Source organism: Paenibacillus hodogayensis (assembly GCF_039536325.1).
Taxonomy (GTDB): domain Bacteria; phylum Bacillota; class Bacilli; order Paenibacillales; family NBRC-103111; genus Paenibacillus_AB; species Paenibacillus_AB hodogayensis.
The window spans coordinates 396,886-423,351 of the sequence record NZ_BAAAYO010000013.1 but is presented as its reverse complement, the minus strand read 5'-3'; the positions used below and the strand labels follow the sequence as shown (position 1 = coordinate 423,351).

The window sequence follows — 26,466 nt, the reverse complement described above, 5'->3', positions numbered from 1 at the left end:
CAAGGAGCAAACATCTTTCTTTTGCTTCATCACCGTTTTTGCGGCGACCTCTTTAATATAGCACACTTGCCTATCTTCTTGCAAGCTTTTTTTTAATTTCTTTTTTTAAAGCTTCTTTTTAACCGTTGCCCTTTTGAAGCGGCAAGAAATAGAATACCACGCCCAGCATTCTGCGTCAACCTTTTTTTCGACATTTTTTTGCATCACCTGACAAACGTTCTTTTCACAAAAAAAAGCAAGGGCACACGGCCCCCGCTTTCAAACTTCAAACCACTTCTTGAATGAATAATTTCCGGTCCAAGGCCAGATTAATGATCGTGCCGTTGACATTGACCATCGGACGGGTCGGATTTACCCTATCGGTAAAAATAATCTCGCCTATGCGATCGTCGCTTAACCGGACAAGCGTCCCATTATGAAACTGGGTCACTTTATGGATAAACGTCGAAACCATCACCGGATCGAGCTTGCCGAACGATTCCTTCTGCACCTGCTCCAGTACCAAATACGGAGACTGGGCTTTTTTGTAAGCACGGTGACTGGTCATAGCGTGAAAAATATCGGCTATGGCCACGACTTTGGCATACGGGTGGATCTTCTCCCCCTGAAGCGATAACGGGTAGCCGGAGCCGTCCTCCCGTTCATGATGCTGCAGAGCGCACAGCTTGGACCCGTCATTCAACGACGGCGTGTTTTTGAGCATCGAGTACCCGTACAACGTATGGCGGCGCACTTCCTCCACCTCCAGGACCGTCAGTCGGGAAGGCTTCGTCAAGATAGCCGGGTCGACCTTGGCATTGCCGATATCGTGCAGCAGCCCGCCGATCGCAATCGGCATCCAGTCTTTGCTTTGAAAGCCGTGCCAGCGGGCCAACGTATACGACGTCAGCGATACCATAATGCTGTTGTGATAAAGGTATTCCTCCGCATGTAACAAACGGGGGGTGAAGGTCAAAATGTTATAATGCTGAATTTTGCCGATCAGCAGCTCCAGTTGGGTTCGGATTTCCAATATCGGGATCGTCGGGCTGGACATCGCATTTTTAAACACCTTTTTCAGCAAAAAGAGCATCTTGTCGTATTCGGCATAAAATTGCATCAGGCCGGAGTCCTCTACCTTGAACTCCTCGCCCTCCTTGGCCTCCTGATCCGTCTCTTTCCCCTCGACGGCAACGGCAGGAATAAGGAAAGCCCGCAATATGTCAAACTCTCTTTGGGTAACGGAAAAGCCCCGCTTAAACAAAACGTTACCCAACTTGGTTACAACGTCCTCCACGATCTTATCGCCAATCTTCAATTGGGAAACCGAAATCATGGGCATCCATTTTTCCCCTGCCTTGCTTTTTCGATTAACGGACAGATCTGCTTACTCGTTCGTATCCTCGTCTTCCAGCTCGGCTTCGTTCGCCGCTTCTTCGTACTTTTCCACTCGGGCTACGGTCGCAACCTCGTCATCCTCGCGCGTATTGATGAGTTTGACGCCTTGCGTATTCCGCCCCATCGTATTGATACCCGACATGCTGGTACGGATAATGGTTCCCGACGCTGTAATGATCATCAAGTCTTCTTCGTTTTTAACGACCTTCAAGCCTACGACAGGGCCGTTCTTCGACGTAATGTTCAACGTCTTGATCCCTTTGCCGCCGCGAGACTGAATCCGGTATTCATCCATCGGCGTACGTTTACCGTATCCTTTGGAGGTTACGATCAACACATCGTCCTCCAACTGCACGACGTCCATATCGATTACAGCGTCGTCATCGGCGATAGAAATCCCTTTGACCCCGGTAGCCGTTCTCCCCATGGAGCGGACGTCATCCTCCGGAAAACGGATCGACATTCCCTGTTTCGTTCCCATAATGATTTCCTGCTTGCCGTCGGTCAGCTTCACGCCGATCAGATCGTCGTCCTCGCGAAGATGGATGGCAATCAGACCCGCCTTGCGGATATTGGAATAGTCGTCGAGCGGCGTCTTCTTCACGATACCGTTCTTCGTAGCGAAGAACAGATGAATGTCGGGGTCGAAACTTTCGATCGGAATGACCGCATTGACCGTCTCGCCCTGCTCGATTTGGATTAGATTGATGATCGGCGTTCCCCGTGCGGTCCGGCTCAGATCGGGAATTTCATACGCTTTTAACCGATAAGCCTTTCCTTTGTTCGTGAAAAACATCAAATACTGGTGCGTATTCGAAACGAACAAATGCTCGAGGAAGTCGTTGTCCTTCGTATCCATTCCGACGACGCCGCGGCCTCCGCGCTTCTGGCTGCGGTAGGTCGTGACCGGCAGACGCTTCACGTACCCGGAATGGGTAATCGTAATAATAACGTCCTCGCGCGGGATCAGATCCTCATCTTCGATGCTTTCTTCGCCGATCGTGATTTCACTGCGGCGCTCGTCGGCAAATTTTTCTTTGATTTCCCGCAATTCCTCGCTAATGATGGCCAAAATCAAATTCTCGTCAGCCAAAATAGCCCGGTATTCGGCGATTTTCTGCATCAGTTCAGCATATTCCGCTTCGATCTTCTCGCGTTCCAATCCGGTCAGGCGCTGCAAACGCATGTCGAGAATAGCCTGCGCCTGCTCATGGCTCAGCGAAAACCGGCTCATCAGCCCCTCGCGCGCTTCCTCGGTCGTGCGGGAAGAACGGATCAGCGCGATGACTTCGTCCAGATTATCCAAAGCGATGCGCAAGCCTTCCAGGATATGAGCCCGGGCTTCGGCCTTGCGAAGCTCGAACTCGGTCCGGCGGCGTATGACCTCTTGCTGGTGTTTCAAATAGTGGTAAAGCATGTCGCGCAGATTCAATACCCGCGGTTCTCCGTCGACCAGCGCCAACATAATAATGCCGTAATTGGACTGCATCGGCGTATGCTTGTACAAGTTGTTCAAGACGACGCTCGGATTGACGTCGCGGCGCAGCTCGATCACGATGCGCATGCCGGCGCGGTCCGATTCGTCACGCAGATCGGTAATGCCATCGATATGCTTGTCGCGGACGAGCTCGGCAATTTTCTCGACCAGCTTTGCCTTATTGACTTTATATGGCAGCTCATAAACGATTATGCGCGCCTTGTTGTTAATTTCCTCGATGTTGACCTTGGCCCGCATCGTCGCATGGCCGCGCCCGGTCGTGTACGCCTGGCGGATGCCTTCGCGGCCCATGATGTAGGCGCCGGTCGGAAAATCGGGACCTTTGATCGTCTGCATCAATTCGAGCGGAGTAATATCGGGATTCTCGATCAGCATCTGCACGCCGTCGATAACCTCGCCCAAATTATGCGGCGGTATGCTGGTAGCCATCCCTACGGCAATTCCGTAGGAGCCGTTTACGAGCAGGTTCGGATAGCGCGCCGGAAGGACGGAAGGCTCCTGCTCCTCTCCGTCGTAGTTTGGAACGAAATCGATCGTTTCCTTCTGCAGATCGCGCAGCATCTCCATCGAGATTTTGGAAAGACGCGCTTCTGTATACCGCATGGCCGCCGCGAAATCGCCGTCGATCGAACCAAAGTTGCCGTGCCCATCGACCAGCATATAGCGGGTCGAGAAATCTTGCGCAAGTCCAACCATCGTTTCGTATACGGCCGAATCGCCGTGAGGGTGATACTTGCCGATGACTTCGCCGACGATTCTCGCCGATTTTTTATAAGGCTTATCCGGAGACATGCCCAGCTCGGACATCGCGTATAAAATACGGCGGTGAACCGGCTTGAGCCCGTCGCGCACGTCCGGAAGGGCGCGGCTGACGATAATGCTCATCGCATACTCCATGAACGAGGTGCGCATTTCCGTACCGATGTCAATATCTCTTACCTGAGACGTTTTTTCTTCAGCCATGGATACCTCCTGGAAGCGGGTTCTCTAGCAAAACGCGAAGCCAAAACTTTATATATCTAAATTTTTCACGAATTTTGCATGCTGCTGGATAAACTCTCTGCGCGGCTCGACGTTGTCGCCCATCAGCGCATCGAAGACGGCGTCCGCCTCGATCGCATCCTGGATGCTGACCTGAAGCATCGTCCGGCTGTCCGGGTCCATGGTCGTCTCCCATAGCTGGTCCGGATTCATCTCGCCCAACCCTTTGTACCGTTGGATATTCGCTTTGACGCCTTCGCCGAACTCTTGCAAAATCAGATCCCGCTGCTTGTCGTTATAAGCATAGCGCACCGTCTTGTTCCGCTCGATCTTGAACAGCGGCGGCTGAGCGATATAGACGTAGCCGGTTTCGATAATTTTGCGCATGTACCGGTAAAAAAACGTCAGCAGCAGCGTACGGATGTGTGCACCGTCAACGTCGGCATCGGTCATGATGATCACTTTATGGTAACGCGCTTTGGCAATATCGAAATCGTCGCCGATTCCGGTGCCCAGAGCGGTAATAATCGCGCGTATTTCGGCATTGGACAAAATTTTGTCCAGACGCGATTTCTCAACGTTCAATATTTTGCCGCGTAAAGGCAGGATCGCCTGGAAATGCCGGTCGCGGCCTTGCTTGGCCGAGCCGCCTGCGGAATCCCCTTCGACAATGTATACTTCGCTGATCGAGGCGTCGCGGGACGAGCAGTCCGCCAGCTTGCCGGGCAAGGAACTGACCTCAAGCGCGCTCTTGCGGCGGGTCAATTCGCGGGCTTTCCGAGCCGCTTCGCGGGCGCGCGCAGCCTGAATGCCTTTTTCCACGATACGCTTGGCGATCGACGGATTCTCGTTCAGAAACTCCTCCAATTTGTCGGCGAACAACGACTCCACGATGCCGCGAACTTCGCTGTTGCCAAGCTTGGTCTTCGTCTGTCCCTCGAACTGCGGATCGGGAATTTTCACGGAAATGATCGCAGTCAAGCCTTCGCGCACGTCGTCCCCGGACAGATTCGAATCGCTGTCTTTGATCGAATTCGATTTCCGGGCGTAGTCGTTCAAAATACGGGTCAGCGCGCTCTTAAAGCCGGACTCATGCGTGCCGCCTTCATGGGTATTGATGTTGTTGGCGAACGAATAGATGTTCTCCGTGTAGCTGTCGTTGTATTGCAGGGCGATCTCGACCTGGATCATGTCGCGTTCGGCCTCGATGTAGATCGGCGGCTCGTGAACGGCTTGCTTGGTCCGGTTCAAATATTCGACGTAAGAGACGATCCCCCCATCGTATTTGAACGTATGGGACAAGTCGTGCCGCTCGTCCGTAAGCACGATCTCGATGCCCTTGTTCAGGAAGGCGAGCTCCCGGATCCGGGATTGCAAAATATCGAAATCGAATTCGGTCGTATCGGTAAAAATCTCATGGTCCGGCTTGAACGTAATCTTCGTACCGGTCTCCTCGGTTTCGCCGATCACCTTGATATCGTATTGGGGCGCTCCGCGGCTGTATTCCTGCAAGTGAATGCGGCCGTCCCGTCTGACTTCGACTCTCAGCTGCTCGGACAGCGCATTAACGACGGATACGCCGACGCCATGCAGACCGCCGGACACCTTGTAGCCTTCGCCGCCGAATTTGCCGCCGGCATGGAGCACGGTCAGCACGACTTCCAGCGTAGAACGCTTCAGCTTCGCATTCTCGCCTACCGGAATACCCCGGCCGTTATCGATAACGGTAACGCTGTTGTCCTTGTGAACGAATATTTGAATCGTCGTACAGAAGCCCGCCAACGCTTCATCGATGCTATTATCTACTACTTCCCAAACCAAATGGTGAAGCCCCCGGACGCCGGTCGACCCAATATACATCCCTGGACGCTTGCGGACCGCCTCAAGGCCTTCGAGCACTTGGATCTGGCTTTCGTCATATGCGTGTTGGTTGACAGTCATTAGCTAGGTCACCTACTTCTTTGATTTGAAAAAGTCTCGATATCGCTCATCAACAAGTTGCTGGTGCGTTTCTTCAACGTCGTGGAAGAGATGGGGGAATAGTATACTTTCGTCTTCGTGACTACGATCGATTTGCATTCTTCCTCGCCGATGACTTCCACGTTTTTTTCCTTTTGGGCGTGCTGGACGAAACTTTTTGATATTTTGGAAGACTTCTCGATAGACAGGTCGAATATGGCGATCAGCTCGGACGTACGTATAATTTTCTCTCCGCCCAAATGGATGAACATGACGAGTCAGCTCCCTCTTTCGATTGTTGGCGAGTCAAGAAAGCACCAATTCGCCGTTTCGCACATGAAAAATGGAGGCGTTCTCCAGTCGGTTCATCTGAAGGCTTTCCACGCCGGTCGTCGTGATGAACGTCTGAACTTTAGTCTGGAACGTCTCGAGAAGTTGAGTTTGCCGGTAGGTATCCAATTCGGATAGTACGTCATCCAGCAGAAGAATCGGATATTCACCCACTTCCTCTTGGATGAACTCGATTTCCGCCAGCTTCAGCGACAGCGCGGTCGTACGCTGCTGCCCTTGGGAACCGAACGTCTGGACGTCCTTGCCGTTGATGAAGAAAGCCAGATCGTCCCGGTGAGGGCCATACAGCGTCGTGCTGCGGCGTAATTCCTGATCTTTAGCCTGTGATAACTTTATCATATATTGCTCAAATAAAACAGATTCTTCTACCGAATCCTCGTAGGCGAAGGATGGCTTGTACTCAATCTTAAGCGCCTCCAGGCCGTTCGTGATGCCTCGATGAATGGATTCCGCCCATATTTGCAGCTTATTAATAAAGTTTTGACGTTTTTTCATAATTTTAATACTAAGGGTTACAAGTTGTTCGTTCCAGACATCCATCATCATGCCGCTTGCGGCCGAATCTTTATAAGCCTGCTTCAAAAAATTGTTTCGCTGCACGAGCACTTTCTGGTATTGGGTCAGATCGTACAGGTAGGACGGCTGAACTTGGCCGATCTCCATATCGAGAAAACGCCGGCGTATGCCGGGCGAGCCTTTGACAATGCTCAAATCTTCGGGAGCGAACATGACCACGTTAAGGGACCCGATAAAGCCGCTTAGCTTTTTTTGCTCCAGTCCGTTGATTTTTGCCTTTTTGCCCTGGTTCGTAAAAGTCAGATCGAGCGTACACGGTCCGTATTTTTTGTCCAGTTCTCCCCGCAGCACCGTCGATTCCGCGCCCCAGCGGATCAATTCCTTGTCCTGATGCGTCCGGTGCGACTTCGTCAGGGCGAGCACGAATATCGCTTCAAGCAAATTCGTTTTGCCCTGCGCGTTCGGACCGACGAAAATATTGACCGCGCCTTCGGTAGAGAACTCGACGGATTCATAGTTGCGGTAGTCGCGCAGCGCCAATCTTTTCAGATACAAGAAACGACCTCCTCGTACAAATTCGGAACAATATCCCCATGTGGATAAGTATTTTCCGCACACAAAAAACGCGTACGTTATTAAGAACGGGACCATCAGTCGGATTGGCATCCCTAATATAGCGTCCGTATCCACATGTGGATAAGTTTTTTCGCTCAATTCACTTTTTCAGCAGTAAAAAGCCGCAGTTTGATGCCGAATGATCTGCGAAAGCCGCTAGCCTTGGCGTGCAACGAGAAAGGTGCCGTAGCCGTCGACAGCCACTTGATCCTGGGCATACAGCTTGCGGCCTCTGCGATTTTCCGGCACGTCATTGACGCGGATCGTCGCTTCTTTGACGAAAAACTTCGCTTCGCCGCCGGTGGAAATGCAATCGGCCAATTTCAAAAACTGGCCCAACGTAATATATTCCGTGTTGATCGTAATGGTTTTCATCGTAAAAGTCCCCGTTCGTCCGTTCAGTTGGTCGTGCGATAAGGCATGATCAGGTGCAGCATATTGCCATGGTCGTCCGGTTTCATAATGATCGGTTGCATCGCTCCGCGGAAGCAAAGCGAGATAAAGTCGCTGTCGATGACTTTCAAGGCATCCAGCATATATTTGGAGTTGAACGAAACGCTGAGCAAATCCCCGGTCAGCTCGTGCGTATCGATCTGCTCGGTTACTTTGCCGAGTTCGCTGGAGCTGGACGAGATTTCTACCGTTCTTTCGTCTTTCAACGTCATTTTGACGATGTTCGTTTTTTCTTCGCGCGACAACAAGTAGGCGCGATCGATTGCGTCGGCCAGCTTTTTTGTGTCGATGGTCAGATGTGTTTGGAACGACTGAGGGATAAGCTTCGACGTATCCGGGTAAGCGCCGTCCAAAATACGCGTATAAAACAAAATATGGTCGATTTTAAACAAAACCTGGTTGTTCGCTACGACAATTTCAATCGGCGTGTTTTGATCGGGGAGCAGTTTATTCAGCTCATTCAGACTTTTGCCCGCAATGACGATGTTTTGCAGCCCGGTTTCAGTGCCCGCCTCGATCTGTGCCTCCCGCGACGCCATTCGCAAACGGTCGCATGCTATCAGCTTCAGCCGATCCGGAGAGAAATTCCACAATACGCCCGTCAAAATCGGAGAGGTCTCGCTTGTCGAAACGGCGAATGTGGTTTGCCGGATCATCGTTTTCAAGAGATCGCTCGGTATGGAAACGACGCTTTGCTCCTCCAGTTGGGGCAGCAGCGGGTATTCTTCGGGGTCAAGTCCGACGATTTGAATTTCCGCCGATCCGGAACGGATCCACGTAATGAAATTGTCTCTGACCTCGATGGTCACGTCGGAAGACGGCAGCTTTTTAATAATTTCCGTAAAAAATTTGGCGGGGAGAACAACACTTCCAGGTGTCTCCACATGAATAATTTCGGTCCCTTCTTTTTCGAGGGCAATGAAGCTTTGAACGGAAATTTCCGTATCGGAAGCGGTAAGCGTGACACCGTCCGGTTGGACGTCGATTTTGATGCCGCTGAGAATCGGTATGGTAGTCCGGCTCGAGATGGCTCTGGACACATGCTGAATGGAATCGTTCAAGCTGTCTTTTAAAATATTCAGTTTCATAATCTCAACTCCTGGTTCTAAAAGATTCCGATCGTTGCATAAGCTAAACCGAACGGACGGGATGGACGTTTCTGTTTGCCGATGAGGCAACTCTATTATTCATAAGTATATATCTTTTAAAGTGATAGAAGTAGTAGGGGCCCTGAATATGTGGATATGTGGTCAAAACCCTTGAACAATAAAGCCTATCCACATGTGAATAGATTGTGCATAGGCTTTCGTCTATTAAGCGGACGGATTTTTGATTTTCTCGGTGAGCGACTGAATGATTTTATATAAGTCCTGGTCCAATTGCAGGGCGGTTGCGATTTTCTCGTGAGCGTGAATGACGGTCGTATGATCCCGTCCCCCGAACGCCTCGCCGATCTTCGGAAGGGAGTAATCGGTGAGCTCTCGGGACAAATACATGGCCACTTGTCTGGGAAAAGCGACGGCCTTTGTTCGCTTGCGCGCCTTGAAGTCTTCCAATTTCAAGTTATAAAATTCGCCGACCCGCTGCTGAATGTCCTGAATCGTAATGATTTTCGGTCTGCTGGACGGGATGATGTCTTTGAGCGCCTCGGCGGCCAGATGGGTCGTAATATCCTGATTGATCAGCGACGAATAGGCTACGACGCGGATTAAAGCGCCTTCCAGCTCGCGAATGTTCGTATCGATCTGGTTGGCGATATAGACCATCGCTTCGTTGGGAATATCCAGGTTTTCCGCTTTCGCTTTTTTGCGCAGGATGGCGATCCGCGTCTCCAGATCCGGCGGTTGAATGTCGGTATTGAGACCCCATTCGAAGCGGGAGCGGAGCCGGTCCTCCAAGGTCGGAATTTCTTTGGGCAAGCGGTCGCTGGAAATAATAATTTGCTTGCGCTCCTCGTGCAGGGCGTTGAAGGTATGGAAAAACTCCTCCTGAGTCCCTTCCTTGCCGGCCAGAAACTGAATGTCGTCGATGAGCAGAACGTCGATTTTGCGGTATTTGTTGCGGAAATCTTCGCCGCGGTTGTCGCGCACGGCATTAATGAATTCGTTCGTAAATTTCTCCGAAGAAATGTACAACACCCGAGCATCCGGATTGTGCTCGAGTACGTAATTGCCGATGGCGTGCATAAGGTGAGTTTTGCCCAAGCCGACGCCCCCGTACAGGAACAGCGGGTTATACGTCTTCGCGGGCGCCTCGGCGACGGCCAGCGAGGCGGCATGAGCGAAACGGTTGCCCGAGCCGATGACGAACGTGTCGAACGTATATTTGGGATTAAGCGTGTTGTAAATGCTGCCGTCTTCCTGGATCGGAGTCGGCTTGACCGGCTGCGCGGAAGGCAAAGGGGCTGATTTGGAAGCCAGAGGCTCGGTATCCTGCAGCACGAAGCTGACCTCGACATCGCGGCCCAAATAATCCAAAACGGTTTTGGATATCATTTTCTTATAACGGCTTTCCAGCCAATCGCGGGCAAAATCGGTCGGTGCGCAAATAATCAGCTGCGATTCGGTAAAGACGGATGCCTTTGTCGATTTGAGCCAAGTGTCGAAGCTTGGTTTGCTTAATTTCGTTTGTATCACGGACAACACTTGCTGCCATAAATCGTGGGTATGACCGTCCACAGTTTGTTCACTCCTTCATTTCATTGCCGGTAAGACGGGGAGCCATGCTATAATGAATCCTTTGCAGGATGATGTCGGAAAATATCCACAAATGTCATAGGATTGGGAAATTTGAAAAAATGCGTAGGGGAAAATTGTTCACAATCTTATCCACAAGCTGTTGATAACGGAGAAAAGCTAAAGAATGTCCACAACCGAAAACAATACCATAATAGCAGAATCGGCGCGTGTTTTCAAACCTTATCCACAATATCTAGACCTTGTGCATAAAAGTTGTTCACAGCACAATATATTGTTTATGCGTTGTGCAGAACCCGACAAAATCCGTCTGAAGCGGGTGGAAAGTTGTGCACAGGTGGATAACGTTTGACGAAAGTGGACATATTGCGATGAAGCGGGTCGAAAAGGGAAGGTTGCGACGGCAAATTTTGCGTACCGGAAGCAGATTGACTTTTATAGGCAGAAATGATTTAATGGATAGAGGCGTTTTCGGACGATGAACTCTGCAATACAGGTAAGGAGGTGCGAACGATGGGACCGACATTTAAACCGAATGTGAGCAAGCGCAAAAAGGTGCACGGTTTTCGTAAAAGAATGAGCACGAAAAACGGACGTAAAGTTTTGAAAGCTCGCCGCCAAAAAGGAAGAAAAGTAATCAGCGCGTAACGGAAGGCCACTTCAAGGTGGTCTTTTCTTTTTCCTATATAAAGAAGTCGAACAGATGGTGAATCGGATGCAAAAAGAATTGAGATTGACCCGCAGGGAAGATTTCAACAAGGTGTACCGTTACGGCAAATCGTCGGCCAACATGCAGGTGGTCGTCTATTGCTTGCCGAATCCGCGGATCGAGCGTTTCCGGATGGGCGTATCGGTCAGCAAGAAGCTCGGCAGCGCGGTTATCCGCAATCGGATCAGAAGATTGATGAAGGAAATCGTACGTCTGAACGAAGCCAAGATCCGTTCCCATTACGATTTTATCGTCATTGCCCGCAAGCCGGTGGTCGATATGGAGTACGGTCAGTTGGAGAAAAGCATGCTGCACGCACTGAAACGGGCTCAGCTGCTTAATGAAAAGACTTGAGCGTCCGTTTTCATAAAAGAGGGAGAGACGATTCGGTTAGCTTCCTTTAAAAAGTTTTCTTTGGCGTCCAACATGTGTTATAGTTGATGTTGGATAGGGGACTGTTCCCGTATTTGGTGCTGCGTTCCGATCGTTTTCGGATGCGGCTGGTTTTGCCATATAGATGATGTATAGACAAAGATGTAGGAGGAAGCTTATTTTGGCCCGACGTCGCATACAACTCGCCCTGCTGTTTACGGCCGTGATGGTTGTGCTATCCGGCTGCGGCAGCATGTCGGCACACACGAACCCCATCGATCCTGCGAACGGCATCTGGGACCGGTATTTCGTGCATCCGCTTTCGTGGCTGCTGAACTGGTTCGCCGAATTGCTTTGGGGACAGTACGGATTATCGATCCTGGTCATGACCGTGATTATCCGGTTCCTGGTGCTTCCTCTCACGCTCAAGCAGTACCGCAGCTCCAAGGCGATGCAGAGCATTCAGCCGGAGATGAAGAAGATCAAGGAAAAGTACAAGGACGATCCGAAGAAGCAGCAAGAAGAAACGATGAAGCTGTTTCAGAAGAACGGCGTCAACCCGCTTGCCGGCTGTTTGCCGCTGCTCGTGCAGATGCCGGTTCTGATCGCGCTTTACAACGCTATCGTGCGTAATGGAGAGATCAGTCAGCATAACTTCCTGTGGATGCAGTTCGGCACGCCGGACCCGTACTATGTACTGCCTACGCTGGCGGCGATTACGACGTTCCTGCAGCAGAAGGTTATGGCTTCCCAGACGACGCCGCAAATGCAGAACCTAATGCTGATTTTCCCTGTTTTGATTTTCGTCATGTCCATGAATTTCGCTTCGGCGTTGCCTTTGTATTGGGTATACAGCAACCTGTTTACTGTCGTGCAATCTTATTTGCTATACGGTAGATCTAATCAAAAGGGTGGCTTATCGAAATGAAAACAATCGTTGTCACGGGAAAAACGATCGAGGATGCGATAAGATCCGGACTAGCCCAATGGAACGTTGCGGAGAGCCGGGTCAAGAGCAAGGTGCTGGAGCAGCCTTCCAAAGGGTTGTTCGGCCTGATCGGCGCCAAAGAGGCGAAGGTGGAGCTGGAGCTCATTCCGGACGCTTTGGAAGAAGCTGTCGCGTTTCTGGGAGATGTGTTCCGAGAGATGGACATCCAGGTTACAATCGATCGTGAGAATACCGCTGACGGCGTGCAGTTCAATTTGATCGGCAAAGAATTAGGAATTCTGATCGGAAGAAGAGGACAGACGCTGGACTCTTTGCAATATCTGGTCAATATAGTAGCAAACCGCTACGCCGCATCGCATGTCCGAATCGTGCTCGATGCAGAGCAGTTCCGCTTGCGCCGCAGGCAGACGCTCGAGGAGTTGTCGAACCGTCTCGCCCTGCGTGTCATCCGGACGCGCAAAGAAGTCGTGCTGGAGCCCATGTCGCCGCAGGAGCGGAAGGTTATTCATTCGCAGCTGCAAAATCACCCCGAGGTGAAGACGTTCAGCAAAGGGGAAGAGCCGAACCGTCGGATAGTGATTGCCCCGAGATAGGAGACGTGACGGACCATGCGGATATTCGCCGGTCTCACGCTAAGCAGTTCGACGGCCCGCCCGCCTGCTAGCGGCATTGCGGCAACAAACGATTGAATCGAGCAATGACTCCGCGAGGGCGGGAGTCATTGTTTTTGTTTTTATGAGATGGGAATGAAAAGGTGGTGCAAACTTCCATGACAGATACAATAGCGGCTATTTCCACTCCGACAGGAGAAGGGGGAATATCCGTCATTCGCGTTAGCGGCGCCGATTCGATCCAAAAGGTAGGTCGATTGTTCGCCTTTAAAGGAAAGCTGGAAGACGTATCTTCCCATACGGTACATTACGGCCACATTATCCAGCCGTCCGATCGGGAACGGGTCGAAGAGGCGTTGGTTACGGTCATGAAAGGGCCGCGCTCCTTTACGACCGAGGACGTAGTGGAAATTAGCTGTCACGGCGGCATCATTTCGGTCAAAAAAGTGTTGGATCTCGTACTGGAACAAGGGGTGCGGTTAGCCGAGCCCGGCGAGTTCACGAAGCGGGCTTATTTAAATGGCAGAATCGACCTGACGCAGGCGGAAGCGGTTATCGACCTGATTCGCGCGAAATCGGACCGGGCATACAAAATCGCTCTGCGACAAGTAGAAGGAACGCTGTCGAAGCATGTGAAGCTGCTGCGTCACCGGCTCGTCGAGTTGATGGCGCATATTGAAGTCAATATCGATTATCCCGAGCACGATGTGGAAGAGCTGACGACCGCCTTTATCCAAGACAAGTGCGGACAAGGCATCGCGGATCTGAACAGGCTGCTGCATACGGCGGAGCAAGGGAAAATATTGCGCGAGGGGATCGTCACCGCTATCGTAGGACGTCCGAACGTAGGCAAGTCCTCGCTCCTGAATGCGCTGGCTCAAGAGAACAAAGCGATTGTAACGGATATTCCCGGGACTACCCGGGATGTCATCGAAGAATATGTCAACCTGAACGGCATTCCTTTAAAGCTGCTGGATACGGCCGGGCTGCGGGAAACCGAAGATATTGTAGAACGGATCGGCGTAGAACGCTCCCGCATCGCCTTGACCGATGCCGATCTTATCCTGCTGGTGGTAAACGGCAACGAGCCGCTGCACGAGGAAGAGAAGCAGCTGATCGCCCAAGTGAAAGAGAAGCAGAGTATTATAATCGTAAATAAAAGCGATTTGCCTGCTGCTGTCGAGCTGTCTTATTTGGAGGCGAACGTCCCTCCGGAACGCATCGTCAAGATGTCGGTGAAGGAGGAAGAAGGCCTGGACCGGCTAGGGCAGGCAATCGGCGTCCTGTTTTTCGGCGGACAGCTGGAAACCAACGATATGACGTATGTCAGCAACGTGAGGCACATCCATTTGCTGAAGCAGGCCAAGCAGGCGCTTGAGGAGGCCCGTAAAGCCGCCGACGAGCGCATTCCGATCGATATGATTCAGATCGATATCCGCCACGCCTGGGAGAGCCTGGGCGAGCTCGTAGGGGATTCGATAGGCGAGTCGTTGATCGATCAAATTTTTTCTCAATTTTGTCTCGGTAAATAATTTTGGAACATATGTTCTTATTCAAAAAAGCAAAGGAGGGTTTCAAATGAATTACTCGGCAGGTCAATTTGACGTAATCGTTATCGGAGCCGGCCATGCGGGCTGCGAAGCTGCGCTGGCCTCCGCGAGGATGGGCTGCGAGACGCTGCTGCTGACGATCAATCTGGATATGGTCGCTTTTATGCCGTGCAATCCTTCGATTGGGGGGCCGGCCAAAGGGCATGTCGTGCGCGAAATCGATGCGCTGGGCGGAGAGATGGGCCGCAATATCGACAAAACGTTTATCCAACTGCGCATGCTGAATACGGGAAAAGGACCGGCTGTTCACGCGCTGCGGGCGCAAGCCGACAAGTTTTTGTACCAGCATACGATGAAGGAAACGATCGAGAAGCAGGAAAAGCTGACGCTTCGCCAAGGGATGGTGGAGGAGCTGATCGTCGAGGATGGCGTATGCACCGGGGTCGTTACGAAAACGGGAGCGCAGTATTTTGGCAAAGCGATCGTGTTGACGACCGGCACCTATTTGCGCGGGAAAGTCATCATGGGAGATCTGATGTACGAGAGCGGACCGAACAACCAGCAGCCTTCGGTGAAGTTGTCGGAGAGCTTGAGAAACCTCGGCTTCGAGCTCGTTCGTTTCAAGACCGGCACACCGCCGCGCGTGCAAAAAGAAACGATTGATTTTTCCAAAATGGAAATTCAGCCCGGGGACGAAAACCCGAAATATTTTTCCCATGAAACGGAGCCGTTCGCACGCGAGCAGCTGCCATGCTGGTTAACGTACACATCGGCCGATACGCATGAAATTATTAATAACAACCTGCATCGGGCCCCGATGTTCTCCGGAGCGATCGAAGGTACGGGACCGCGCTATTGCCCGTCGATCGAAGATAAAATCGTCCGTTTTAGCGATAAGCCGAAGCATCAAATCTTCTTGGAGCCAGAAGGCCGCCATACGTCCGAATATTACGTTCAAGGGCTGTCCACCAGTATGCCGGAAGAAGTGCAGTTGAGCATTTTGCGTTCGATTCCCGGGCTAGAGCAAGTAAAGATGATGCGTACCGGCTATGCCATCGAATATGACGCAGTCGTGCCGACTCAGCTGTGGCCATCGCTGGAAACGAAGCGGGTGCAAGGCTTGTTTACCGCCGGTCAAATTAACGGAACGTCCGGATACGAAGAAGCAGCCGGGCAAGGGATCATGGCCGGTATTAATGCGGCCCTTAAAGTACAAGGGAAAGAACCGGTCGTATTGGATCGATCGCAAGGATATATCGGTGTCTTGATCGACGATCTGGTCACGAAAGGAACAAGCGAGCCGTACCGGCTGTTAACGTCGAGAGCGGAATACCGTCTCTTGCTCCGTCACGATAATGCGGATCTGCGTCTGACGCCTACGGGATACGAGATCGGTCTCATTTCCCAGCAAAGGTACGAGAAGTTTCTCCATAAGAAAGAAACGGTCGCATTGGAGATCGATCGGTTGAAGACGACCAAGCTTCGTCCGGAGCCGCAAGTGCAAGCGATGCTGACGGAGGCCGGAACCGTGCCGCTTAATAATGCAGTCGATATGATTACGCTGCTGAGACGTCCAGAAGTGACGTATGCGCAGCTTGAGCAGTTGAACCCGTCCCCGTTCGAGCTGGATGAGGAAATGAAGGAACAAGTGGAGATTCAGATCAAGTACGAGGGCTATATCGAGAAGCAGCTCATTCATGTGGATCGTCTGGCCAAGATGGAGAAGAAGAAGCTGCCTGAAGATTTGAACTACGCCGACATTCACGGTATTGCCAATGAGGCCAAGCAGAGACTGAACGAAATCCGGCCGATATCAATCGGGCAAGCATCGCGCATATCCGGGGTTACTCCTGCGGACATCTCGATCCTGCTCGTCTTCCTGGAGCATTACAATAAAACTGCCGCGGCAAGAGGCTGACACGATGGATGATGTGAAGAAGCTGTTTACCGATTTGTTGAAGGAGAAGCAGCTGGTGCTGTCCGACAAGCAGTGGAATCAGTTCGAGACATATTTCCAGCTGCTGGTCTCCTGGAACGAGAAGATGAACTTGACTGGAATTACCGAGAGGGAGCAGGTTTATATCAAGCATTTTTACGACTCGCTTTCCCTTTCGTTCTTTTTGCCTTTCGGGGAAATTCGCACGTTAGCGGATATAGGATCAGGAGCTGGTTTTCCAAGTATTCCCTTGAAAATCATATTTCCGCAGCTAAAGGTTACGATCGTTGATTCGTTGAACAAGCGGATTCAATTTTTGAATCATATCGTTCAGGCGTTGGAATTAAGCGATGTTCAATGCTTGCACGGCAGGGCGGAGGACTTGGCCCGGAACGCAGAACTGCGCGATTCGTATGAAGTGGTTACCGCTCGGGCGGTTGCCCGCTTGAACGTACTGAATGAATTTTGTTTGCCTTTCGTGAAACCGAAAGGTGTCTTCGCCGCGATGAAAGGTTCCGAGCCGGGCGAGGAGGTTCAAGAAGCCAAATTTAGCTTGAAGCAGCTGCGGGGAGAGGTTAGATCTGTCGTACGCTTCGAGCTTCCGATTGAGCAGGCAACAAGACATTTGGTATTGATCGATAAGGTAGGCAGTACGCCTGCCAAATATCCGCGCAAGGCTGGTATCCCTTTAAAGCAGCCATTATGAAGACCGTCGAAGTGGGTTCCTTTTCATGCCGAATCATTGTTCCACGTGAAACAATCACAAATTGTTTCTGCCGGCAAGGCAGGAAAATGATAGTTTCTGGAGAATTAATATAAGGTGTAGTTCGAATGGTAGGATGGCAGCGAAGAGTCGAACGCCGATGCAAAACATTCGGCTAGGCTTTCCTTGCAACGAAAGGAATTGGGTGATTGGTTTCCATATGAAAGAACAATTCTCCAAGCTATTCGGGTTTGCGGATCGGACGAATCAAGACGAAGTGAAAAACATATCCGTTCATGAAATCGTGCCAAGCCCTTACCAGCCCAGGACGATTTTTGATGATGAACGTATTGATGAGCTTTGTCAAACGATCAAGACACACGGGGTTATCCAGCCCATTATTGTCCGAGTCCGCAATCATAAATTTGAGATCATTGCCGGGGAACGAAGATGGAGAGCGGTCAAGAAGCTGGGACTGGATACGGTTCCGGCCATCGTTCGCGAGTTTAATGATGCTCAGGCTGCTTCTATTGCGTTGATCGAAAATTTGCAGCGCGAAGGGCTTACTGCACTTGAAGAAGCGATCGCCTATCAGAAATTAATGGAAATACACGGTTTGACTCAGGAAAGCTTGGCCCAAAGGCTCGGGAAAAGTCAGTCGACGATTGCCAATAAAATCCGGCTGTTGAATTTGAGCGAACCGGTAAAGCAAGCTTTGCTTGAACGAAAAATCACAGAACGCCATGCCCGAGCTCTCCTTGCTCTGGATCAAGAGGAGCTGCAGGTCAAAGTATTGAATGATATTATTACGAAGGAATTAAACGTCAAGCAAACCGAAGCGAGAGTAGCCTACTATAAGGAAGCTGCCGCCATTAAGAAAACCAAGAGGGTATCGTTCTCCAAAGACGTGCGGCTGGCGCTGAATACCATTCGCCAATCCGTGGAGATGGTAGCCGGGTCCGGATTGCAGATTAAAACCGACGAGAAGGATCATGACGATCATTATGAATTTATAATCCGCATACCAAAAAAACATTAACCTTGAACTTCGATCATTCAGCTCCAATCGTTGGAGCTTTTCTTTCTTCTATAGGAATGGGCAGTGATCATCCGCAGCTGCAATTGTGCTTGTTGGAAGAATGAGCCCAAGGGAAGCTTTCCCTTCTGGTTGAACGCGGGCCGGTTAAAAGCCAATTGCAGGTTAAGGAAATGCTTCGTTTAATCTGCATGTAGAGTGGAAGCTGCTGAAATGGCCAAGCGACATCACGTCGCGTTGGTATTCAGTCTTTCCATTCTACGTTGCAATGCGTTAAACTGGAATTGTGTAATCGGGAAGCCGATCGATCGGTGGTACCCTCACGAAGGGCAAGCAGGATTGATGTGTCGGTCTTTTCAATGATGGTCAGAGCAGCGGGACCTCCAAATAGTAAAATAATAGAGTGAGAGAGTGCGCGGTTTGCGACAGGGTCGTTGTGCAGGGTGCTGTACACGGAGTATGCTGTGTGCGTAATTTTGATAGAGGTGAAGATGTTGGCGAAGATTATTGCTGTCGCAAATCAGAAAGGCGGAGTCGGCAAAACGACGACCTCGGTAAATTTAGGCGCCTGCTTAGCTACATTGGGCAAAAGAGTACTGCTTGTCGATATTGATCCGCAAGGCAATACGACGAGCGGAATTGGCGTAAATAAAGCGGATGTCGTTTATTGTATTTACGATGTCATCATTAACGATGTGCATCCGAAAGATGCGATTGTCGATTCTGCTATTGAAAACTTGAAAATAATTCCAGCTACGATTCAATTGGCCGGAGCTGAAATCGAGCTTGTACCGACGATTTCCCGGGAAGTGCGATTGAAGAAATCGCTGCAGCTCGTGAAGCATATGTTCGATTATATTTTAATCGATTGTCCGCCATCCTTAGGCATTTTGACGATCAATTCCTTGACGGCGGCCGACTCGGTTATCATTCCGATTCAATGCGAGTATTACGCGCTAGAAGGATTGAGCCAATTGTTGAATACGGTCAGACTCGTCCAAAAGCATCTGAACACACATTTGCAAATCGAGGGTGTGCTGCTGACGATGTTTGATGCGAGAACGAATCTGGGTATTCAAGTTATAGAAGAAGTGAAAAAGTATTTTCAGCAAAAGGTGTATCAGACGATCATCCCACGCAATGTGCGTTTGAGCGAGGCTCCCAGTCACGGGCAATCCATCATAACTTACGATCCGCGTTCCAAGGGAGCGGAAGTGTATTTGGAATTGGCGAAGGAAGTGGTCTCCTATGAGTAAACGGTTGGGAAAAGGACTTGATGCGCTCATCCCATCGCTTCATGTCGGCGAGGAAGATAAAGTGGTTGAAATTCCACTGAAGGAGCTTCGGCCAAACCCTTACCAGCCCCGCAAAACGTTTAACGAGGATTCGATTGCAGAGCTGGCGCAGTCCATTAAAGAACACGGAGTCATTCAGCCGATTATCGTTCGGACCGTATTGAGGGGCTTCGAAATTATAGCGGGTGAACGGCGTTTCCGCGCATCCCAGCTTAACGGATTGGAAAAGATACCTGCAGTCGTTCGTAAATTTTCCGATCAACAAGTGATGGAAATTGCTCTCATTGAGAATGTGCAGCGCGAGGATTTGAATGCAATCGAAATCGCTCAAGCGTATCAAGCGTTGGTCGAACAGTTTCAATTTACGCAAGAAGAGCTTTCCGTTAAGGTAGGGAAGAGCAGATCGCATATCGCCAACTTTTTGCGGTTGCTCCAGCTTCCTGAGGAAGTGAAGCAACATGTTTCACGTGGAACATTATCGATGGGTCATGCCCGAGCAATCGTCGGGGTGAAGGACGATAAGATAAAGAAAGAATTAGCTCACTTGACGGTAAAGAACGAGTGGAGCGTCCGCTATCTCGAGGACTACATCAAGCAGCTGGAAGAAGCCAAACAGCCGCAAGTGGAAAAGGTGAAGGAGAAAAGGGCTGATCCTTATATCGATCAGCTGGAGGAATCACTGCGCGATCGGTACCGGACGACAGTGAAAATCAAACACCAGAACGATAAGGGGAAAATTGAGCTTCTTTACTATTCCAAGGATGATTTGGAACGGTTACTCGAACTGCTGCAGGGAAAAATAAGTTAAACGAGATTATAAAGCTGCACCGGAAGCATACCACGGCTTTGCCTGTAAGCGGCAAATGGCAGGGTATGCTTTTTTTACCCCTTAGCACCGGTGTATTCGCATATCAAAAGAGTGAGGAAGGAGGTCGTCCTATGGCTATAAAATATTTCGATAATGCCGCCTCCTCATGGCCGAAGCCTCCGGCCGTATTGGAAGCGATGCAAGCAAGTATGTTAATTCCTGCTAATCCGGGTCGCGGCAGCCACCAGATGGCGGTGAAGGCGAGCCGGATCTTGTTTGAGGGCCGCAGCGTGCTTGCGAAGCTGTTGGGCATAAATAATCCGAATGATATTTCCTATGCGCTAAATACGACGATGGCTTTGAATATAGCCATCAAAGGGTTTGTAAAGCCGGGCGATCATGTCATCTGCACCAATGTAGAGCATAATTCGGTAAGACGGCCGTTGGAGTATTTGAAAAGAGAGCATGGGGTACAAATCACCTATGTAGAGGCGGACGAGAAAGGGCAGGTTCAGCCGCGGCATGTGGAGGAAGCGTTTCAAGCCAATACGAGACTGGTCGTGTGCAATCACAGCTCGAATTTATTGGGGACGATATTGCCGATCGAACAAATCGCCGAGATCGTGAAGCGCAAAGGGGCGAAGCTGCTCATAGACGGGGCTCAAACCGCAGGTGTGGTACCGCTGCATGTGGAACATATGGGGATCGACATGTTTGCTTTCCCCGGACACAAAGGGCTTCTGGGTCCGCAAGGAACGGGAGGGCTGTACATACACCCAAATCTGGAACTAACGCCGTTGATGCACGGGGGGACGGGCAGTCAATCGGAATCGCTCGATCAGCCTACGGTCAGGCCAGATCGGTACGAGGCGGGGACGCAAAATACCGTCGGCATCGCCGGACTGAGAGAGGGAGCCAAATTTGTCCTGAATGAAGGCGTGGAGGTGATCCATAATAAAGAATGGAATCAAATCCAGACGTTGATGGAAGGTTTGCTGGCGATCGATGGAGTGAGGTTGTTAGGACCAGCTCTTGGGGAACCCAAGACGGGGATTGCGGCATTCGTGATGGATCATGCGGATAGCTCTGAAGTTGCCTTTATTCTCGATCAAAGCTTCGAGATAGCGGTGAGGTCAGGGTATCATTGTACGCCATTGGCGCATGGTGCGGCCGGTACGCTGGAAACCGGGGCGGTGCGGGCGAGTATCGGTTATTATACGACGGATTCGGAAATCAACAATTTTATTGCCGCGGTTCGTGAAATTAGCGGACATTATCGCCAAATGGCTTGATGGATGAAATAAGCGGAGAAACGAGAACGAAAGGAAGCTAACCCTTTGAACGAGTGGAGCCAAACGATGCAGCCTGAAGCAGCCGTTGCTTTAGGGCTTGCCGCTATCATCATCCTATTATTGATCGTCCTCTTGATCGTCTCCGTTAAGCTGTCACGGCTCAAGAAAAGGTATGTAGGCATATTGGGCGGACTGGATATCAAAGAGCTGGAGCAGGCTTTGATGGAGTATCGGCAAAAGACAGATGCCGCCCTGATGGCGGCGGATCGGCAGGAGGAACGTCTGCAGCGTATAGAATCGACTCTCAAAACGATGAAATCGAAAATCGCGGTTTGCCGGTTTAATGCTTTCGAGGAACGTGGCGCCGATCTCAGCTTCTCGGTGGCGATTCTGAGCGAGCAGCAGGACGGCGTCGTTCTGACGGGCATTCACACTCGGGATGAAACGTATGTATATGCCAAACCGATAACCGGGGGAACATCGGAATACAAGCTAACGCCGGAAGAAAAGCAAGCGATCAGTCAATGCCTGGAGCCTGTTGAACCGAAGTGATGCGTCTGGCCATCATCAAGGAGCGAAAGATGGAGCGGGAGATGATCTCGGACATTCTCATGACGACGCTCAATCTCGTGTTTTGCAAAACGAAATATTCCATGAATCCGCCAACGTTCACGATGCCGGTAACATGCATATCGCCAAGCGAAGGAAGCTCCTTCTGCACGCCGGCGCCCGGTTTGACCGGCCCATCGGCTACGGTGATGCATCCTACGCTGGACACTTGACCGAGGCATGCATCTATAGCGACAATGTAAGGAGAGTCGTACGACCGTTCGATCTCGGCAATGGAGTCGTTCAGATTCATGGCGTGGACCGGTTCATCCAAAGTCCCGAATAAGTGCAATCCGCTGTATTGGTGCTTATGGAGATGAGTGCCGATTAAAGGACCGAGCGAGTCGCCGGTCGACCGATCCGTTCCGATGCAAACGAATACGATTTGTTGATGGGAGGGGACTTGCGCGAAATATTGAAACAAGCGCTGAGTCAGTCCGTTCACGACGTCGGGATCGCTGTAATTGAAACGATATGAGGCTGGGTCGGGTTTCTGGAATAAGCCGAGCGAAAACTTCATGGACGGTTCCTCCCAAATTGGATCTTGTATTCGTACGATCTCTTGTATCGTTCGCTATTGTTCTACTAGTATACGAATAAGAGAGCCTATTTATACGTAGCAAAGCGATAGAATCGCACGACTTTTGCACGCAGACGGAAACGGAGGGGAATACGCTTGGAAACGATGCTGATCGCCTTTGACTCGACCCAGCAAGCGCTGAGAACGGAGATGCTGCTTGAATATGCAGATGTGGATATCGACATCCGTCCTACGCCGAAAGAGATTACCGCAGGCTGCGCTCTGTCGATCGATTTCCCCGCCGACGATCTGGAACAGGTGAAGAGCATCATTCACGACGAGAACGTGGAAATTCGCGGAATTTTCAGAAAAATAAACAATGAGTACAATCAGGTGGTTTAAGCTGGACAAACGCTTTCTTACACGACGCGCGAATCAAAATCATGTGCCATACACGCATTATCGGAGGACAAGCCATGGATGGAAATACGAATCATACGTTGGCAGAGCTGGTGCAGGATTTGAGCGGATGGGAGCATTTTAAACAGACGACTTGGAATTATATCGTCGATCCGGTCAACTGGACCACCTGGCTGACGGTGGTACTGAAAGTCATCATTATTTATGCAGCGGGTCATATCGTGAATATGATAACGAGACGCGCAGTCTCCCATATGATTCAGGAACGGGAGAAAAGCCCGCTCAAGTTCGATCCGCGCCGAACGAAGACGATCGGCAAACTGATCGGCAGCCTGATTTCGTCGACGGTCAATTTTTTTATGATTATTTTAATATTGTCGCAGTTCGGGTTTAATCTGGCGCCGATTTTGGCGGGGGCGGGCGTGCTTGGCTTGGCGATCGGCTTCGGGGCGCAGAGTCTGGTGAAGGATGTCATTACCGGTTTCTTTATTATATTCGAGGATCAATTCGCGGTAGGGGATGTTATCCAGACCGGCACGTTCAAAGGAACGGTTGAAGAGATCGGCATACGTGTTACCCGGATCCGCAATTGGACGGGGGAAGTGCATATCATCCCGAATGGTCTTATTACGCAAGTCACTAATTTTTCCAGTCATAATTCACTTGCTGTGGTTGATGTGACGGTCGCTTATGAAGCAGATTTGGAGAAGGCGCTGGTGATTACGAAGGAAACGGTGCTGCGCGTCTATGAAAGCAGCGATCTGATCGTGAAGGAGCCCGTTGTGCTGGGCGTTCAGACGGTAACCAATACGGATGTAACACTGCGGATTTCCGCCGAATGCCGGCCTAATACGCAGGCGGACATCATGAGGGTGCTGAACTTGGAGCTGATGAAGGCGCTGGAGCAGAACGGCCTGAAAAAAATCGGCTGATCGCTGAGGGATAGGGGAGGGCGTTACGAGTGGAGAGAAAAGTATTCGACCTGGGCGATACGGTGCAAATGAAGAAACCGCACCCATGCGGCACGAATGAATGGGAAATTATCCGTATGGGGATGGATATTCGGATCAAATGCGTACATTGCAAGCATAGCGTGCTTATTCCGCGCGCCGAATTCGAGAAAAAGATGAAAAAAGTGCTTAAGACAGCGGCGCCCAAAGAAGAATCGGACACTTGATCCGGAACGGATTTGACCTACAGGTTTGCCGGTAAATTTAGCTAAAAACAACACTTGCTAAATGCCAAATCGGTGTGCTATAATCATTCTTGTCCTTATTTTTGGGGACAAGGCCGATACGGAAAGGTACCCAAGAGGCCCAAGGGGGCTGACTCGAAATCAGCTAGGCGTCGCAAGGCGTGCGTGGGTTCGAATCCCACCCTTTCCGCCATACTTCAAACATGATGAACCTCTCACCCGTGAGAGGTTTTTTGCTATTTAGCCACAAACAAACCTCCCGCAGAAGGAGGTCTGTTCGGCTAAAGCGGTTAGCTCTGGCGTTGGATCAATTGTTGCCTTTTTTGGTCCATTTCCGATCCTTGTTGGTCGTCTCGGGAAATTTTTCGCCGGCCTTCATATGGATTTGCTTCGGATCGTTAATACCCATATGAAAATCGTTTTCTCCGATTTCGATATAGGTTCCGTTGTTCGGGGCGACCGCGCCCGGTTTGAATTCCGTTTGTTCTCCCATGTCGTCACCTCCGGCTCATACAGAATGAGTGGTACGCCCTATAGGTTGCGAAAAATCGGCTTATTCCATTCCGGCGCGAATCGACCAACATTTAGATGAAACCGCAGCGGTCACCGACTTGTATTGTGAAACCAGTTTTGATATAGTGATAAGGTGCGAGTTTTGATTGAAAAGCCCGCTCCTTGCTTCTGGTCAATCCGGAAGCCGCTAAGTCCAAAAGGAGGTGAATATCCATGCGCAAATACGAAGTGATGTACATCATTCGCTCTGACATCGAGCAAGAAGCTGTTCAAGCGACGATCGAGAAATTCCAAGGCATCATCAACAACGGTGGCGAAATTGCAAAGCATGACGTAATGGGCAAGCGCCGTCTTGCGTATGAGATCAACAAGTTCCGTGACGGAGTTTATGTGTTGGTTCATTTCAACGCAACTTCCGAAGTCATCGTCGAGCTTGACCGCGTGATGAAGATTTCCGACGAAATCATTCGTTACCTGATCGTCAAAGACGTAGCTTAATTTATTGCGCTTATTTGTTTTGCAGTCCGATCGTTAGGGAGGGGTTTCGATTGTTGAACCGTGTTATTCTGATCGGCAGGCTTACTCGCGATCCGGAGCTGCGTTATACGCCTTCCGGCGTAGCCGTTACGCAGTTTACGATTGCGGTAGACCGTCCGTTCTCGAACCAGCAAAACCAGCGTGAAGCCGACTTTATTCCGGTCGTTACATGGCGGCAATTGGCGGAAACGTGCGCAAACTATTTGCGCAAAGGCCGATTGACGGCAGTAGAGGGCCGTATTCAGGTTCGCAACTACGACAACAACGAAGGCAAGCGGGTATATGTGACCGAAGTAATCGCCGATAACGTACGTTTTCTGGAATCGGCGAACAGCGGAGGGAACCGCGATGAGTTCGGCGGCGGCGGAGGCAATGGCGGTCCTGGCGGAGGCAGCTCTGGTGGCAGCGGCGGAGGAAACGGCGGCGGCAACCGATACGGGGGATCGCGGAACGACCAAGATCCGTTCTCGGACGATGGGAAGCCCATCGATATTTCCGATGATGATTTGCCATTCTAGGCAGAAAGGAATGATCTCGCATGAACAACAGACGTGAGGGCGGAGAAGACCGCGGCGAACGCAAGTTCTCCAAAAAAGGCGGACGCAACAAGCGCCGCAAGGTATGTTACTTCACAGCCAACAAAATCACTCACATTGACTATAAAGACATCGAAACGCTGAAGAAATTCATCAGCGAGCGCGGCAAAATTTTGCCACGCCGTGTCACCGGTACTTCGGCGAAATACCAACGCATGCTGACGATCGCAATCAAGCGGTCCCGTCAAATCGCATTGCTGCCGTATACAACGGAGTAGGATCGGCGATAGCCGTCTTGACCGGATATATGAATACGTGAATGAAAGAAGCAGGGCGCTTGCGCTCTGCTTCTTTTTTTGCCCGCGGAATGTCTATTTTAAGAGAAAGTTAAGAATTAGGCCTGATTCTCCTTAAGGTTTGCGCGGTACA

28 protein-coding genes and 1 tRNA gene are annotated in these 26,466 nt (G+C 50.7%); 19 read left to right on the top strand and 10 right to left on the bottom strand.

Annotated features, from left to right (window positions below):
- Positions 1 to 265: 265 nt before the first annotated feature.
- From ABD796_RS28110 to dnaA, 8 genes are all read right to left on the bottom strand, one after another.
- Positions 266 to 1,321 carry an HD-GYP domain-containing protein gene (locus ABD796_RS28110; protein ID WP_344914581.1) on the bottom strand — a complete coding sequence of 352 codons (1,056 nt, stop codon included), beginning with the start codon at positions 1,319 to 1,321 and terminating at the stop codon, positions 266 to 268.
- 45 nt (positions 1,322 to 1,366) lie between these two features.
- Positions 1,367 to 3,838 carry a DNA gyrase subunit A gene (gyrA, locus tag ABD796_RS28105; protein WP_344914579.1) on the bottom strand — a complete coding sequence of 824 codons (2,472 nt, stop codon included), beginning with the start codon at positions 3,836 to 3,838 and terminating at the stop codon, positions 1,367 to 1,369.
- A gap of 48 nt (positions 3,839 to 3,886) precedes the next feature.
- Entirely contained in the window at positions 3,887 to 5,797 is a 1,911-nt protein-coding gene (gyrB, locus tag ABD796_RS28100; protein WP_344914577.1) for a DNA topoisomerase (ATP-hydrolyzing) subunit B, read from the bottom strand.
- A gap of 8 nt (positions 5,798 to 5,805) precedes the next feature.
- Positions 5,806 to 6,087: an extracellular matrix regulator RemB gene (gene remB, locus ABD796_RS28095; protein WP_344914575.1), complete on the bottom strand. Its 282-nt coding sequence runs from the start codon at positions 6,085 to 6,087 to the stop codon at positions 5,806 to 5,808.
- A 34-nt stretch (positions 6,088 to 6,121) separates the two neighbouring features.
- A complete protein-coding gene (gene recF, locus ABD796_RS28090) occupies positions 6,122 to 7,237 on the bottom strand; it encodes a DNA replication/repair protein RecF (protein WP_344914573.1) in 1,116 nt (371 codons plus the stop codon).
- A gap of 216 nt (positions 7,238 to 7,453) precedes the next feature.
- A complete protein-coding gene (gene yaaA, locus ABD796_RS28085; RefSeq protein ID WP_344914571.1) occupies positions 7,454 to 7,672 on the bottom strand; it encodes a S4 domain-containing protein YaaA in 219 nt (72 codons plus the stop codon).
- 23 nt (positions 7,673 to 7,695) lie between these two features.
- Positions 7,696 to 8,838, bottom strand: coding sequence for a DNA polymerase III subunit beta (dnaN, locus tag ABD796_RS28080; protein ID WP_344914569.1), 1,143 nt, complete (start codon positions 8,836 to 8,838; stop codon positions 7,696 to 7,698).
- 225 nt (positions 8,839 to 9,063) lie between these two features.
- Complete coding sequence (gene dnaA, locus ABD796_RS28075) at positions 9,064 to 10,428, bottom strand: chromosomal replication initiator protein DnaA (RefSeq protein ID WP_344914567.1); 1,365 nt, start codon at positions 10,426 to 10,428, stop codon at positions 9,064 to 9,066.
- Between the two features lie 531 nt (positions 10,429 to 10,959).
- Here dnaA and rpmH point away from each other — a divergent pair.
- From rpmH to ABD796_RS28015, 12 genes are all read left to right on the top strand, one after another.
- Complete coding sequence (gene rpmH, locus ABD796_RS28070; RefSeq protein ID WP_110841751.1) at positions 10,960 to 11,094, top strand: 50S ribosomal protein L34; 135 nt, start codon at positions 10,960 to 10,962, stop codon at positions 11,092 to 11,094.
- Positions 11,095 to 11,161: 67 nt separating this feature from the next.
- Positions 11,162 to 11,509: a ribonuclease P protein component gene (gene rnpA / locus ABD796_RS28065; protein ID WP_344914561.1), complete on the top strand. Its 348-nt coding sequence runs from the start codon at positions 11,162 to 11,164 to the stop codon at positions 11,507 to 11,509.
- A gap of 199 nt (positions 11,510 to 11,708) precedes the next feature.
- Positions 11,709 to 12,455: a membrane protein insertase YidC gene (gene yidC, locus ABD796_RS28060; protein WP_344914560.1), complete on the top strand. Its 747-nt coding sequence runs from the start codon at positions 11,709 to 11,711 to the stop codon at positions 12,453 to 12,455.
- Positions 12,452 to 13,069 (top strand): RNA-binding cell elongation regulator Jag/EloR, encoded by a 618-nt coding sequence (gene jag / locus ABD796_RS28055; RefSeq protein WP_344914558.1) that lies wholly within the window; start codon positions 12,452 to 12,454, stop codon positions 13,067 to 13,069. The genes yidC and jag overlap by 4 nt, the downstream gene beginning before the upstream one ends.
- 176 nt (positions 13,070 to 13,245) lie before the next feature.
- A complete protein-coding gene (mnmE, locus tag ABD796_RS28050; RefSeq protein ID WP_344914555.1) occupies positions 13,246 to 14,619 on the top strand; it encodes a tRNA uridine-5-carboxymethylaminomethyl(34) synthesis GTPase MnmE in 1,374 nt (457 codons plus the stop codon).
- 46 nt (positions 14,620 to 14,665) lie between these two features.
- A complete protein-coding gene (gene mnmG / locus ABD796_RS28045) occupies positions 14,666 to 16,555 on the top strand; it encodes a tRNA uridine-5-carboxymethylaminomethyl(34) synthesis enzyme MnmG (protein ID WP_344914553.1) in 1,890 nt (629 codons plus the stop codon).
- A gap of 4 nt (positions 16,556 to 16,559) precedes the next feature.
- Positions 16,560 to 17,279, top strand: a complete 720-nt coding sequence (gene rsmG / locus ABD796_RS28040) for a 16S rRNA (guanine(527)-N(7))-methyltransferase RsmG (RefSeq protein ID WP_344914551.1) — start codon at positions 16,560 to 16,562, stop codon at positions 17,277 to 17,279.
- Between the two features lie 217 nt (positions 17,280 to 17,496).
- The gene (gene noc, locus ABD796_RS28035) at positions 17,497 to 18,315 is read left to right on the top strand and encodes a nucleoid occlusion protein (RefSeq protein WP_344914623.1); all 819 of its coding nucleotides are present in this window, start codon (positions 17,497 to 17,499) and stop codon (positions 18,313 to 18,315) included.
- 491 nt (positions 18,316 to 18,806) lie between these two features.
- On the top strand, positions 18,807 to 19,568 hold the full coding sequence (locus tag ABD796_RS28030; protein ID WP_344914621.1) for a ParA family protein: 762 nt from the start codon (positions 18,807 to 18,809) through the stop codon (positions 19,566 to 19,568).
- Positions 19,561 to 20,415 carry a ParB/RepB/Spo0J family partition protein gene (locus ABD796_RS28025; protein WP_344914549.1) on the top strand — a complete coding sequence of 285 codons (855 nt, stop codon included), beginning with the start codon at positions 19,561 to 19,563 and terminating at the stop codon, positions 20,413 to 20,415. Before ABD796_RS28030 ends, ABD796_RS28025 begins: the two co-directional genes overlap by 8 nt.
- A 131-nt stretch (positions 20,416 to 20,546) precedes the next feature.
- Positions 20,547 to 21,707, top strand: coding sequence for an aminotransferase class V-fold PLP-dependent enzyme (locus ABD796_RS28020; protein ID WP_344914547.1), 1,161 nt, complete (start codon positions 20,547 to 20,549; stop codon positions 21,705 to 21,707).
- Positions 21,708 to 21,752: 45 nt separating this feature from the next.
- A complete protein-coding gene (locus ABD796_RS28015) occupies positions 21,753 to 22,259 on the top strand; it encodes a DUF4446 family protein (protein WP_344914545.1) in 507 nt (168 codons plus the stop codon).
- Here the strand turns inward: ABD796_RS28015 and yyaC are convergent.
- A complete protein-coding gene (gene yyaC / locus ABD796_RS28010; protein ID WP_344914543.1) occupies positions 22,225 to 22,836 on the bottom strand; it encodes a spore protease YyaC in 612 nt (203 codons plus the stop codon). The two genes, ABD796_RS28015 and yyaC, sit on opposite strands and share 35 nt — an antisense overlap.
- A 165-nt stretch (positions 22,837 to 23,001) precedes the next feature.
- Between yyaC and ABD796_RS28005 the strand changes: the two genes are divergently transcribed.
- The 4 genes from ABD796_RS28005 (at position 23,002) to ABD796_RS27990 (ending at position 24,644) form a co-directional block, all read left to right on the top strand.
- Entirely contained in the window at positions 23,002 to 23,238 is a 237-nt protein-coding gene (locus ABD796_RS28005; RefSeq protein ID WP_344914619.1) for a putative Se/S carrier protein, read from the top strand.
- A gap of 74 nt (positions 23,239 to 23,312) precedes the next feature.
- A complete protein-coding gene (locus ABD796_RS28000) occupies positions 23,313 to 24,188 on the top strand; it encodes a mechanosensitive ion channel family protein (protein ID WP_344914541.1) in 876 nt (291 codons plus the stop codon).
- Positions 24,189 to 24,217: 29 nt separating this feature from the next.
- The gene (locus ABD796_RS27995) at positions 24,218 to 24,433 is read left to right on the top strand and encodes a DUF951 domain-containing protein (RefSeq protein ID WP_344914539.1); all 216 of its coding nucleotides are present in this window, start codon (positions 24,218 to 24,220) and stop codon (positions 24,431 to 24,433) included.
- Positions 24,434 to 24,553: 120 nt separating this feature from the next.
- Positions 24,554 to 24,644, top strand: a tRNA-Ser gene (locus tag ABD796_RS27990).
- A 114-nt stretch (positions 24,645 to 24,758) separates the two neighbouring features.
- Here ABD796_RS27990 and ABD796_RS27985 read toward each other — a convergent pair.
- Positions 24,759 to 24,944, bottom strand: coding sequence for a YjzC family protein (locus ABD796_RS27985; protein ID WP_344914537.1), 186 nt, complete (start codon positions 24,942 to 24,944; stop codon positions 24,759 to 24,761).
- A 233-nt stretch (positions 24,945 to 25,177) separates the two neighbouring features.
- Here ABD796_RS27985 and rpsF point away from each other — a divergent pair, with 233 nt between their 5' ends.
- Genes rpsF through rpsR form a run of 3 tightly spaced genes read left to right on the top strand, consistent with a single transcriptional unit; the run spans position 25,178 to position 26,315 of the window.
- Positions 25,178 to 25,462: a 30S ribosomal protein S6 gene (gene rpsF / locus ABD796_RS27980; protein WP_344914535.1), complete on the top strand. Its 285-nt coding sequence runs from the start codon at positions 25,178 to 25,180 to the stop codon at positions 25,460 to 25,462.
- Positions 25,463 to 25,512: 50 nt separating this feature from the next.
- Positions 25,513 to 26,019, top strand: coding sequence for a single-stranded DNA-binding protein (gene ssb, locus ABD796_RS27975; RefSeq protein WP_344914532.1), 507 nt, complete (start codon positions 25,513 to 25,515; stop codon positions 26,017 to 26,019).
- 20 nt (positions 26,020 to 26,039) lie between these two features.
- Positions 26,040 to 26,315, top strand: coding sequence for a 30S ribosomal protein S18 (gene rpsR / locus ABD796_RS27970; RefSeq protein WP_138880904.1), 276 nt, complete (start codon positions 26,040 to 26,042; stop codon positions 26,313 to 26,315).
- Positions 26,316 to 26,466: the final 151 nt, after the last annotated feature.